The organism is Methylobacterium sp. (genome assembly GCF_028290105.1).
Taxonomy (GTDB): Bacteria; Pseudomonadota; Alphaproteobacteria; order Rhizobiales; family Beijerinckiaceae; genus Methylobacterium.
The window spans coordinates 1-11,135 of the sequence record NZ_JAQGKL010000138.1; the positions used below are offsets into that span (position 1 = coordinate 1).

General features: G+C 71.4%; 14 protein-coding genes. 9 read left to right on the forward strand and 5 right to left on the reverse strand.

Annotation, left to right across the window (positions count from 1 at the left end; genetic code table 11):
• From JWQ05_RS09640 to JWQ05_RS09655, 4 genes are all read left to right on the forward strand, one after another.
• Positions 1 to 1,602, forward strand: a 1,602-nt coding sequence (locus tag JWQ05_RS09640; protein WP_299657960.1) for a TonB-dependent receptor, incomplete at its 5' end; no start/stop codon positions are given.
• An 82-nt stretch (positions 1,603 to 1,684) separates the two neighbouring features.
• Positions 1,685 to 2,002: a hypothetical protein gene (locus tag JWQ05_RS09645; RefSeq protein WP_299657961.1), complete on the forward strand. Its 318-nt coding sequence runs from the start codon at positions 1,685 to 1,687 to the stop codon at positions 2,000 to 2,002.
• 155 nt (positions 2,003 to 2,157) lie between these two features.
• On the forward strand, positions 2,158 to 2,310 hold the full coding sequence (locus JWQ05_RS09650; RefSeq protein ID WP_299657963.1) for a hypothetical protein: 153 nt from the start codon (positions 2,158 to 2,160) through the stop codon (positions 2,308 to 2,310).
• Positions 2,311 to 2,360: 50 nt separating this feature from the next.
• The gene (locus tag JWQ05_RS09655) at positions 2,361 to 2,852 is read left to right on the forward strand and encodes a DUF2721 domain-containing protein (protein ID WP_299657964.1); all 492 of its coding nucleotides are present in this window, start codon (positions 2,361 to 2,363) and stop codon (positions 2,850 to 2,852) included.
• A 29-nt stretch (positions 2,853 to 2,881) separates the two neighbouring features.
• Here JWQ05_RS09655 and JWQ05_RS09660 read toward each other — a convergent pair whose 3' ends face one another.
• The 3 genes from JWQ05_RS09660 to JWQ05_RS09670 all read right to left on the reverse strand — a co-directional run bounded on the left by JWQ05_RS09660 (position 2,882) and on the right by JWQ05_RS09670 (position 3,704).
• Positions 2,882 to 3,094: a hypothetical protein gene (locus JWQ05_RS09660; protein WP_299657965.1), complete on the reverse strand. Its 213-nt coding sequence runs from the start codon at positions 3,092 to 3,094 to the stop codon at positions 2,882 to 2,884.
• The gene (locus tag JWQ05_RS09665; protein WP_299657966.1) at positions 3,094 to 3,225 is read right to left on the reverse strand and encodes a hypothetical protein; all 132 of its coding nucleotides are present in this window, start codon (positions 3,223 to 3,225) and stop codon (positions 3,094 to 3,096) included. Before JWQ05_RS09665 ends, JWQ05_RS09660 begins: the two co-directional genes overlap by 1 nt.
• Before the next feature lie 104 nt (positions 3,226 to 3,329).
• A complete protein-coding gene (locus JWQ05_RS09670; protein ID WP_299657967.1) occupies positions 3,330 to 3,704 on the reverse strand; it encodes a hypothetical protein in 375 nt (124 codons plus the stop codon).
• Positions 3,705 to 3,869: 165 nt separating this feature from the next.
• Here JWQ05_RS09670 and JWQ05_RS09675 point away from each other — a divergent pair, with 165 nt between their 5' ends.
• Positions 3,870 to 4,949: a UV damage endonuclease UvsE gene (locus tag JWQ05_RS09675; protein ID WP_299657978.1), complete on the forward strand. Its 1,080-nt coding sequence runs from the start codon at positions 3,870 to 3,872 to the stop codon at positions 4,947 to 4,949.
• Between the two features lie 142 nt (positions 4,950 to 5,091).
• Here JWQ05_RS09675 and JWQ05_RS09680 read toward each other — a convergent pair whose 3' ends face one another.
• Both JWQ05_RS09680 and JWQ05_RS09685 read right to left on the reverse strand, forming a co-directional pair.
• Positions 5,092 to 5,763, reverse strand: a complete 672-nt coding sequence (locus tag JWQ05_RS09680) for an aldolase (RefSeq protein WP_299657968.1) — start codon at positions 5,761 to 5,763, stop codon at positions 5,092 to 5,094.
• A gap of 34 nt (positions 5,764 to 5,797) precedes the next feature.
• The gene (locus JWQ05_RS09685; protein WP_299657970.1) at positions 5,798 to 6,826 is read right to left on the reverse strand and encodes a LacI family DNA-binding transcriptional regulator; all 1,029 of its coding nucleotides are present in this window, start codon (positions 6,824 to 6,826) and stop codon (positions 5,798 to 5,800) included.
• A 198-nt stretch (positions 6,827 to 7,024) separates the two neighbouring features.
• On the opposite strand from JWQ05_RS09685, the gene JWQ05_RS09690 reads away from it, so the two are divergent.
• The 4 genes from JWQ05_RS09690 to otnK form a co-directional block, all read left to right on the forward strand.
• Positions 7,025 to 8,341 (forward strand): MFS transporter, encoded by a 1,317-nt coding sequence (locus JWQ05_RS09690; RefSeq protein ID WP_299657972.1) that lies wholly within the window; start codon positions 7,025 to 7,027, stop codon positions 8,339 to 8,341.
• Between the two features lie 67 nt (positions 8,342 to 8,408).
• On the forward strand, positions 8,409 to 9,326 hold the full coding sequence (gene ltnD / locus JWQ05_RS09695; protein ID WP_299657974.1) for an L-threonate dehydrogenase: 918 nt from the start codon (positions 8,409 to 8,411) through the stop codon (positions 9,324 to 9,326).
• Positions 9,327 to 9,341: 15 nt separating this feature from the next.
• Complete coding sequence (gene otnI, locus JWQ05_RS09700) at positions 9,342 to 10,139, forward strand: 2-oxo-tetronate isomerase (RefSeq protein ID WP_299657975.1); 798 nt, start codon at positions 9,342 to 9,344, stop codon at positions 10,137 to 10,139.
• A partial coding sequence (gene otnK, locus JWQ05_RS09705) for a 3-oxo-tetronate kinase (protein ID WP_299657977.1) occupies positions 10,136 to 11,135 on the forward strand: 1,000 nt, incomplete at its 3' end. The genes otnI and otnK, both read left to right, overlap by 4 nt.

The following is an 11,135-nucleotide window of genomic DNA, read 5'->3' on the forward strand; positions in this document are numbered from 1 at the left end:
TACGACACCCAGACGATCAACCTGCTGGCGAGCTACACCCCGACGCCCGACACCCGGCTCACCCTCAAGGTGATCGACAACGTCGTGGACGCGGACCTGCCGGCGCGATCCTCCCTGAACCAGTACCGGATCACCCCCTACCAGCGCGGCTGCGCCACCGCCGCCACGGCGGCGCCGGGCTGCACGCTGACCAATCTCTTCGCCAACGGCGCGTTCGGCGCCACCGTGCCGGTGACCGCGGCGCAGGGCGCGTTCGGGCGCAACGACCGGCGCACCATCGTGGCGGCACGGCTCGAGCACGACATCGACGCGCAGACGACCTGGCGCATGCAACTCGGCTTCGACGAGCGCAACTTCGACCAGCCGTTCTACACGACCTCCTCGCGCGGCTCCTATCCGTCCTGGAACTTCCTGACCGACCTGACCCGGCGCTACGACCTGTTCGGCCTGCCGGCGGTCGGCTACGTGGCGCTGGCCTACAACACCATCGACAACCACATCACCACCTTCAACCGGGTCCTGGGCAACGGGCCGGCGCTCGGCGCGCTCACCGCCGAACAGAGTGCCGTGCAGTCGAATCTCGGCGGCCGGGCCCGAACGGAGGTCGCGCTGTCCGACCGCTGGACCGGCGTGCTCGGGATCAGCGCCGAGACCACCACGATCATGGGACGCAATTTCGCCTACGGGTATTCGGCGGCCGGGCGCACCACCACGGTGGCGGATGCCGACCGCAGCTTCCGCAACGTCGCGCCGGAACTCGCCCTGGTCTATCGCCCGAACGCCGAATGGGCGTTCCGGGGCCGGGCGGCGACGGGCTACACCACGCCCGCCGCCAGCAACCTGTTCGTCACCGCCGCGGGCGTTCCGGGCAACAACACCGGGCTCCAGACCCAGGAGAATCTCGGGTTCGACCTCGGCTTCGACTGGAGCCCCGTGGAGACCCTGCGCGTCAGCGTGACCGGCTTCCAGGAGTTCTTCCGCAACGAGCTCGTCTCGCAATCACCGGGGGCGGGCCTGCAGAGCTACACCTTCAACGCCCCGGCCTCCGAGCATCGCGGCATCGAGGTCGGCGCCGACTGGGCCTTCGCGCCGGGCTGGCGGGGCGTGCTCGCCTACACCTTCGACGACCAGACCTACACCCGCTACGTCGAGCAGCTCAGCGCGGGGCGGTTCTCGCAGCGCTTCGACCGGGCCGGCAAGGCGATCCCGGGCGTGCCCGCCCACCAGCTCCTGGCCCGGATCGGCTACGACCAGCCCACCGGGCCGCTCGCCGGCCTCGGCGGCTATCTCGAGGCCGTGGTGCAGGACGGCTTCTTCCTCGACAACGCCAACCAGCTGCGCGCACCCGGCTACGCCATCCTCAACGCCAACCTGCACTACGCCACCGAGCTGACGGGCGGCTACGCCAAGCGCCTCACCCTCTACGCGGAGGTGCGCAACATCCTCGACACCACCTACGCCGTCTCGGCCCAGAACCTGGCCAACGGGCTCAGCGCCACGACGGGTCTCCAGAACGGCGCGGCCGTGCTCGCCGGCACCACGGGGTCGATCTTCGCCGGAGCGCCGCGCAACGTCGTCGGGGGGATGAAGCTCGCGTTCTGACCGGCGTCGCCACGGAGGCGGTCGCGAACTTAAACCCGCCCCGGCCGTTGCGTGAGCACCCCGCAACCGCATGGACGGATCGATGACGCGCACAACCCTCGCCACGGCCTTCGCCCTCTCGCTGGCCCTCTCGCTGTCCCTGGCGGCCTCCGCGCAGGCCCAGACCCTGGCGCCCACCGGCGGCGCCGGCAACACCGGCGTGTCGCCCCCGCGTTCGGTGCCGGGCACCACCCCGCGCGACACGGACCAGGGCCTGCGCCCCGCCCCGAGCGTTCCGGGCAACCCGAGCCCGGCATCCGTGCCCGGCAGCACGCCCGGCGTGAACATCGGCGGCACGCCCACCGCCGGACCGCCCGGCACCGGCGGCGCGGCCGGCGGCCCGTCGATCGGAAACCAGTAGGCCCGGTCTGGCTTCGGACCGGCCGCGTGCGTCGGAGCACAGCCAGACGCACGCGGGATACCGGATGACGGGAGAGCCGAGGTTCGCCGACGCGCAGGTGACGCCATCACGACGATGTGACCCCATCCGCCCCAGATCCGGTCGAGGTGTTTCCCATGATCGCAGCCCGTCCCTTCCGCTGGCTCCTCAGCCTCCTGGCGATGCTCGCCCCCGTCGCCGCGACGACCTGCCGGGCCGCCGACGCGTCGGGCGAGCCCGCGATCCAGCGGGCAAGCGACGACCACGTGGTGTTCCGCCACTATCTCTGAGGACGCGATCGCGGGTTTCGCCGGCCATCAACCTCGCCTATCAGGCCGCGATGCCGTTCTCAGCCGCCACGACGGTCGTCGCCCCCGACGACATCGCCCACGTCATCCAGATCGCCCTGGCGCCGGCCTTCCTGCTCACCGCGCTGGCGACGCTCCTCAACGTCTTCTCGACCCGCCTCGGCCGGGTCGCCGACAAGGTCGACGCCGCGGCCACCGGCCTGCGCAGCGCCGATCCGCAGGAGGCCGGGCGCCTGTCCCGGCAGCTCTCGTTCCTGCGCCGCCGATCCTTCATGCTGGACATCGCGGTCGTGCTCGCCTCCACGGGCGCCGTCATGACCGGCTTCGCCGTGCTGACCCTGTTCGTCGGCGCCCTGCGCGACGCCGCCACGGCCTCGATCCTGTTCGCCTGCTTCGGCATCGCCCTGATCTGCACGGTGGCCGCCGTCTGCGCCTTCCTGGCCGAGATCCTGATGGCCGGACGCGGCATCCGCGACGAGGTCGACCGCCAGCAAGCGGATGCCGTGGAGGCGGGCGGCATCTGAACCCGCGCCCCGGCGTCAGGGCGCGCCGGTCAGGGAGCTTTGGCGGGCGGGAAGGCGGTGCCCGGGCAATTGGCCGCCAGGCCCGTCTCGCCGACCCGGTCGGGGGCGCAGGCGGGGATCGCCGGGCGCCCGCCATTCTCGATGCGGGCTTCCTGCAGCCGCTCGAACTTCCACAGGCCGAGGCCGATCACCACCAGGATGGCGAGCAGCCCGGCCCCCGCCAGGGGCAGCCAGCGGGGCATCAGCGGGCGCTCGCGCCGGCTTCGGGCACCGGCTGGGTGTGGGCGGTGTCGCCGTGCTTGACGAAGGCGAACAGGATCAGTCCCGCCAGGATGGCGGCGGTGGCGATGAAGACGGGAAACAGGCGACGCATCGGGAACGGGACCACGCTGGTGGGGACGGGCCGGCGATCGCGCGTCGGCGGGCCGGGATAACGCCCGGGCCGGCTCGTCGCTCCCAAGGAGCGACATCACAAATTCAGCGCGAGGCCGCGACCCGCTGCCCGGCCTCGCCGTAGCCGAGGCGTGCGCCCTCGCGGTTGACGATCCCGAAGCGCAGGACCGCCTGTTCGAGGTAGTCGATCGCCGCGATCAGCGCGTGCCGGGCCGGCGCGATCGCCTCGGGCTCGTCGTCGGGCGGCGTCTCGGCGAAATTGACGGCCGCGATGAGCACCCGGTCGCGCTCGTCCTCGATCCGGCGGTCGCGCTCGACGCGCCCGCGAATGTCGGCGTCGAAGGCGGCCACCACCGCGAAGGGAAAGTCGTCCCGGCGCGTGCCCTTCGGGTAGGCCAGGGTCAGGCGGCGGGCGAGGTCGGCCGCGTGCCGGACCTGATCGGCGAGTTTGGAATCCATCGGAGGCTCCGGTGCCGGCAAGGAGGGCCGGCAAGAGGGCCAGCGCGTGGATCGGCGGGAGGGCAACGCGCGCGCGCGGGGCGCCGGTTCCGGCCGCGCACCAAACGCGCCGGCCCGCGTTGTCGCCCCATGACCGAAAGCAAGTCCGACCTCAAGCCCGATCCCATGCCCGATCCCGCGCCCCGCCTCGGCTTCTGCTGCAAGTTCATCCTCGATGCCCCGCCAGAGACCTTCAAGACCCTGAAGGCCGCCCGCGAGGCGACCCTGCAGATGAACCTCACCCACGCCACCATGGCCCACCTGAAGACGCTGGCGCCGGCCGCGCGCCGGGCCAAGATCGAGGGCCTGGTGCGCCATAACCTCGGCGCCCTGGAGCGCCAGGTGGCCTGGGTCGCGGCCCGGCCGCCGATCGAGCGCCTGCTGCGCATCGCCAGCAACGTGCTGCCCGGCTACACCCACGCGGTGGCGGCCGACATCTATGCCGAACCCGAGATGCGCCGCCTCGTCGAAGACGGCCTCGCCCGCATCGGCGCCATCGCGCGCGACGGGGCCGTGCGCCTCAGCTTCCATCCCGGCCCCTTCTGCGTCATCGCCTCGCAGAACCCGGCAGCCCAGCGCAACGGCATAGAGGAACTGGAGCACCACGCCGAGCTCATGGCCATGCTCGGCTACGGCGCGGGCTGGCACCCGCAGGGAGCGCACATCAACATCCACGTCGGCGCACGCGACCCCGGCGTAGAGGGCTTTCGCGCCAGCTTGCCCCGGCTCTCGCGGACGGCGCGCGACCTCCTCACGGTGGAGAACGACGAGAATTTCTTCGGGCTCGACACGGTGCTGCGCCTCGCCGACGTCGTGCCGGTGGTGCTCGACCTGCACCATCACTGGGTCGAGAGCCGGGGGCAGTACATCGAACCCGACGATCCTCGCGTGGCGCGGGTCCGCGAATCCTGGCGCGGAGTGCGACCGGTGGCGCATATCAGCGTCTCGCGCGAGGGCTTGCTCGACGGGCACGCGCCCGATGCGCTTCCGGATTTCGGCGCTCTGACGGAAGCGGGCCACAACTGGCGCGATCTCGCCGCCCATTCCGACCTGATGTGGAACCGGGCGGTGAACGCGCTGGTGACCCGTCACATGGCGTGGGCGGATTTCGAGATCGAGGCCAAGTCCAAGAACATCGCCTCGGCCGGCATCGCCGCCGAGATCGCCGCCGCGCTGCCGACGGCGCAGATCGAGGTGGCGGCCTGAGCGGCGCGGCGGCGTCCGGTTAGGCGGTTGGATGTCACGCAAGGCGGGGGATACGTCGGCGCGGGTTTCCTCTCATGGAAAGAAGGGCGGTTGCCGACGACCTCCACCATCATTCCGGGGTCGCTGACAGCCCGAAGCCCGCTCAATGCCCGTGGTCGTGCCCCTCGTGCTCCGGCAGCGTCAGCCCGAAATGGCTCACCAGATCCTGCACCTGGCCCGGGCTCAGGTGGCGCGGGTTGAGGTTGCGCAGGAGGAGGTAGAGCTTGGCCGTCTCCTCCAGTTCCTCCGTGGCGAAGACCGCGTTCTCCAGGGTGGTGCCGGCGACCACCGGGCCATGGTTGGCCAGCAGCACCGAGGCGTAGCGGCCCGCCAGGCCCCGGATCGCATCCGCCACCGCCGGGTCGCCGGGCCGGAAATACGGCACCAGGGCGGTGGCCCCGGCGCGCATCAGGTAATACGGCGTCAGCGGCGGCAGCACCGCCTTCGGGTCGATCTCGGGCAGCATCGAGACCGCCACCGCGTGGGTCGAGTGCAGGTGGACGATGGCGCGCGCTTGCGTGCGGCTGTCGTAGAGCGCCGCATGCAGAGGGATCTCCTTCGTGGGCGCGTGGCCCGAGACCAGGGCGCCGGTGGCGTCGAGGCGCGAGATCGTGGCCGGGTCGAGAAAGCCGAGGGAGGCGTTCGTCGGCGTCACCAGCCAGCCGCCGTCGTCGAGGCGCAGCGAGATGTTGCCCGACGATCCCGGGGTCAGGCCGCGCTCGAACAGGGAGCGCCCGAACCGGCAGATCTGTTCACGAAGCTTGGTCTCGCTCATGGCGTTCCTTGACCCGGACGGGGGAGGGGGGATCTCAGGCGGTGGCGCCGGGGATCAGTTCGTAGCCGAGGTCGATCACCTCCGGCGGCCCGTCGGCCCCCAGGCGCTCGGCGGCGACCGCGCCGATCTCCAGGCGCGGGGTCCGGATGGTGGTGAGCGGCTGGGGCATCGCCGCGGCGATGTCGAGGGCGTTGAAACCGAACAGGGCGAGGCGCCCCGGCACCGCGATCCGTTGCGCCAGGCAGTGGAAGTAGCCGCCGAGCGCCATGTCGTCGTTGGAGAAGTAGACCGCGTCGAGGTCCGGCCGGCGGGCGAGGAGGCGTTCCAGGGCCGCGCGCCCCGCCGCCGCCGAGGAGGGGCCCGGGGCGATCTCGCGCTCGGCGAGCGGGTGACCGGCCTCGCTCAGGGTCTCGCAGAAGCCCGCCAGCCGCTTGGCCGCGCGCAAATCGCGGCCGATGTCGTGGCCGACATAGCCGATGCGGCGATAGCCCCGCCCGAGGAGGTGGCGGGCGCTGTCGCGGCCGACGCTCCGGTTGGAGAACCCCACCACGATGTCGAGGCCGGCGCCGTCGGTGTCGATCATCTCGACAATGCGGATGCCGCTCGCCCGCAGGCGCGCCACCGCGCCCGCCGTGTGCTCGAGGCCGGTGACGATCAGCCCGGCGGGACGCCAGGAGAGGAGGGCGCCGATCAGCGCCTCCTCGCGCTCCGGGTCGTAGTCCGAGACCCCGATCACGCTCTGGAAACCGTCGCGGTCCAGCGCCGCATTGGCCCCGCGCAGGAGATCGGGGAACACGATGTTGGTGAGCGAGGGGATGATGATGCCCACCAGCTTCGCCCCCGCCGTGGTGCCGGAGCCCGCCAGCATGCCGGCGAGCCGGTTCGGAACGTAGCCGAGGCGGGCCACGGCCTCCGCGACCCGGTCCTGCGTGCGCTTCGAGAACGAGCCCTGGTTGCGCAGGACGCGCGAGACCGTGCTCTCGCCCACCCCCGCCGCGCGGGCGACGTCGGAGAGGGTCACGAGCCGGCGTTCGGGCGCGTGTTCGGGCTCATGGACGTTCATCGGCACGGTCGTCCCCTACACCCGGCACTCCGCGCGGTCACACGCCATAGCAAGCTTAGATACCGGCAACAATCAGATTGGCAGCGCTGCCAACGCCTGTTATGCAAGATGCAAGCGCTGCCAAAACGAGCAACGCCATGATAAAATGCTGCAACGCCAAAACGACGCTTCGCAACGCGGGCGCCGGCAGGAGGAAACATGAGCGTGCCAGCCGCAACCGCGCGGGGCGCCGACGCGCCTGCATCGAGTTTCGTCCAACAGACCTACACCAAGGTGTTCTGGCGGCTCGTGCCGTTCCTGATGCTCTGCTACGTGGTCGCCTATCTCGACCGCGTGAACGTGGGCTTCGCCAAGCTGCAGATGTCCCAGGAGCTGGGCTTCAGCGAGACCGTCTACGGCCTCGGCGCCGGCCTGTTCTTCATCGGCTACTTCCTGTTCGAGGTGCCTTCGAACGTCATCCTGCACCGGGTCGGCGCCCGGGTCTGGATCGCCCGCATCATGATCACCTGGGGCATCATCTCCGCCGGGTTCGTGTTCGTGAACTCGGCGACCTCGTTCTACATCATGCGCTTCCTGCTCGGCCTCGCCGAGGCCGGCTTCTATCCGGGCGTGATCCTCTACACGACGACCTGGTTCCCGGCCCATCGCCGCGCCCGGGTGATCGCCGTGTTCATGTCGGCCATTCCCGTCTCGGGCATCTTCGGCAACCCGCTGTCCGGCTGGATCATGGACAGCTTCAACGGCACGCACGGGCTCTCGGGCTGGCAGTGGATGTTCCTGATCGAGGCGGTGCCGGCGGTGCTGGTGGGGCTCGCCGTGTTCTTCTACCTCGACAACCGCCCCTCGGAGGCCAAGTGGCTGAATCCGGCCGAGAAGCAGGTCATCGAGCGCGACATCGCCGCCGACGGCGCCGGCAAGGAGGCGAGCCCGCACTCCATCGCCACCGTGTTCCGCAACGGCCGGATCTGGTTCATGAGCCTGATCTACTTCTCCTTCGTCACGGGGCAGTACGGCCTGACCTTCTGGATGCCCACCATCGTCAAGGCGTCGGGCGTCCAGGGCAACCTCAACATCGGCCTCGTCAGCGCGATCCCGTTCCTGTTCGCGGTCTTCGTGATGATCCTGCTCGGCCGCAGCGCCGACCGGATGCGCGAGCGCCGCTGGCACCTCATCGTGCCGGCCCTCTGCGGCGCGGTGGGCTTCGTGGTCGCCGCCAGCACCGGCAGCACGGTCGTCGCCATCGCGGCGCTCTCCGTGGCGGCGGGCGGCGTGCTCACCTGCGCGCCCCTGTTCTGGTCGCTCCCCACCGCGTTTCTGAGCGGCGCGGGGGCCGCCGCCGGCATCGCGCTGATCAACTCGGTGGGCAACCTCGCGGGCTTCGCCAGCCCCTACGTCATCGGCGCCCTGCGCGATTCCACCGGCAGCACCGCCGCCGGCATGTATGCGCTCGCCGTGATGCTGGTGATCGGCTCGGTCTGCGTGTTCGTCACCCCGAAGCACGTGGTCAACCGCTGAGACCGCAGACCGGCGGCGTCCACGCCGCCGGATCCCTGCCCCGACAATTGATCGAACAGGTCCCCCAATGAGCATCGACACTGCGACCCCGCGCGCGGCCGTGATCGGCCTCGGCTCCATGGGCGCCGGCATGGCCGGTTCGCTCCTCCGCGCCGGCTTCACGGTGGCGGCCTGCGATGTGAACGCGCAGGCCGTCTCGCGCTTCACCGCGAGCGGCGGCCAAGCGGCGCAGAACCCGGCGGCGGCGGCAGAGGGCGCCGACGTCGTGGTCTGCGTCGTCGTCAACGCCGCCCAGACCGAGGCCGTGCTGTTCGGGCCCGACGGCGCCGCCGCGACCATGCGAAAGGGCGCGGTGTTCGTCTCCTCCGCCACCATGGACCCGGCCATCGCGCGACGCCTCGCCGCCCGGCTGGAAGAGACCGGGCGGCACTACCTCGACGCCCCGATGAGCGGAGGCGCCGCCCGCGCCGCTGAGGGCGAACTCACCTTCCTGGCGTCGGGAACCAAGGCGGCCTTCGACGCGGCCCGGCCGGCGCTCACCGCCATGGCGGGCAAGCTCTACGAACTCGGCGACGCGGCCGGGCAGGGCGCCGCCTTCAAAATGATCAACCAGCTGCTCGCCGGGGTCCACATCGCCGCCGCCAGCGAGGCGATCAGCTTTGCCGCCAAGCAGGGCCTCGACCTCGCCAAGGTCTACGAGGTCATCACCGCATCCGCCGGAAATTCCTGGATGTTCGAGAACCGCATGCCGCACGTGCTCGACGGGGATTACAGCCCGAAAAGCGCGGTCGACATCTTCGTCAAGGATCTCGGCATCGTGCAGGACATGGCCCGCGCGGAGAAGTACCCGGTCCCGGTGGCGGCCGCCGCCCTGCAGATGTTCCTGATGGCGTCCGGCTCGGGCATGGGCCGGGACGACGATGCCTCGTTGGCTCGCCTCTACGCGCAGGTGGCCGGCGTCACCCTGCCGTCGCCCAAGGCCTGAGGAGAGACCGAGCCCATGCCGCGCTTTGCCGCCAACCTCACCCTGATGTTCAACGAGCATGCCTTCCTCGACCGCTTCGCGGCCGCGGCGGATGCGGGCTTCACCGCTGTCGAGTTCCTGTTCCCCTACGATCATCCGGCGGACGTCATCGCCGAGCGCCTGGAGCGGCACGGCCTGACCCAGGCCCTGTTCAACCTGCCGCCGGGGGACTGGGCGGCCGGCGAGCGCGGCCTCGCCGCCCTGCCGGACCGGTTTGAAGAAATGCAGGCGGGCGTCGAGATGGGCCTCGCCTACGCCCGGGCCACCGGGGTCGCCCGGCTCCACCTCATGGCGGGCATGGCGGATGCCGCCGACCCAGAGGCGAAGAGCGCCTACCGCCGCGCGGTGGCCTGGACGGCCGAGCGGGTGGCTCGCGAAAACCTCGACCTCGTTCTGGAGCCGATCAACGCCCGCAACATGCCGGGCTACTTCCTCGCCGATTTCGACGCGGCGGCCGCCCTGATCCGTGAGCTTCGCCTGCCGAACCTCAAGCTGCAGTTCGACCTCTACCATTGCCAGATCTTGCACGGGGACGTGACGACCCGCCTGCGCGCCCTGATGCCGATGGTCGGGCACGTCCAGACCGCGAGCGTGCCGGCCCGGCACGAGCCCGGCACCGGCGAGATGAATGACGCCTTCCTGTTCGCCGAGCTCGACCGGCTCGGCTATGCCGGCTTCGTCGGCTGCGAGTACAACCCGGCCGCCGGCACCGCCGAGGGCCTGGGCTGGTTCGAGCCCTACCGGGCGTCTCAGGTTCGGGAGACGTCCCGATGAGCCTCGCCCTCGGATCGGTGGCCGACGACTATACCGGCGCCTCGGATCTCGCCAACACGCTGACCAAGGCGGGCCTGCGCACGGTGCAGACCATCGGCGTCCCCGCCGACGACCTCCCGCTCGCGGACGTCGACGCCGTGGTGGTGGCCCTGAAGAGCCGCTCGATCCCCGCCGCCGAGGCGGCGGCGCGCACGCGGGCCGCCGAATCCTGGCTGCGCCGGCAGGGCGCCGGCCACGTCCTGTTCAAGATCTGCTCGACCTTCGACTCGACGGACCAGGGCAATATCGGCCCCGTCCTTGACGCCCTGCGCGGCGACGCGGGCGAGGCCATCGCCCTCGTCACCCCCGCCTTTCCGGAGACGGGCCGCACCGTCTACCAGGGCAACCTCTTCGTCGGCGCGCTGCCGCTCAACGAGAGCCCGCTGAAGGACCATCCCCTCAACCCGATGCGCGACGCCAACCTCGTGCGGGTGCTGGCCCGCCAGAGCGCGGCACCGGTGGGCCTCGTCGACTTCGCCACCGTGGCACGGGGGGCCGAGGCCGTGGCCGCCCGTCTCGAAGCGCTGGCCGCCGAGGGCGCGGGGGCCGCCATCGCGGATGCGGTGGTGGAGGCCGATCTCGAGACCCTGGGCAAAGCGGCCCTGCGCCACCGCGTCTCGGTGGGTGCCTCCGGCCTCGGCCTCGGCCTTGCCCGCGCCCTGGTCTCGGCCGGTCGGGCGGCCGCGTCCGCCGACGCGGCGGATCTCGGCCCGCCGGTGGGGGGCTTGGCCGCCTGCCTCGCGGGCAGCTGCTCGCAGGCGACGCTCGGCCAGATCGCGGCGGCGCAAGCCCTGATGCCGGTGTGGCGCCTCGACCCCGAACGCCTCCTCGAAGGCGATGCCGAGATCGAGGCGGCGCTCGCCTGGGCTGGCGAGCGCATCGGCGCCGGGCCGATCCTCATCGCCAGCAGCGCCGGGCCCGAGACCGTGCGGGCACTCCAGGCACGCCACGGCGGCG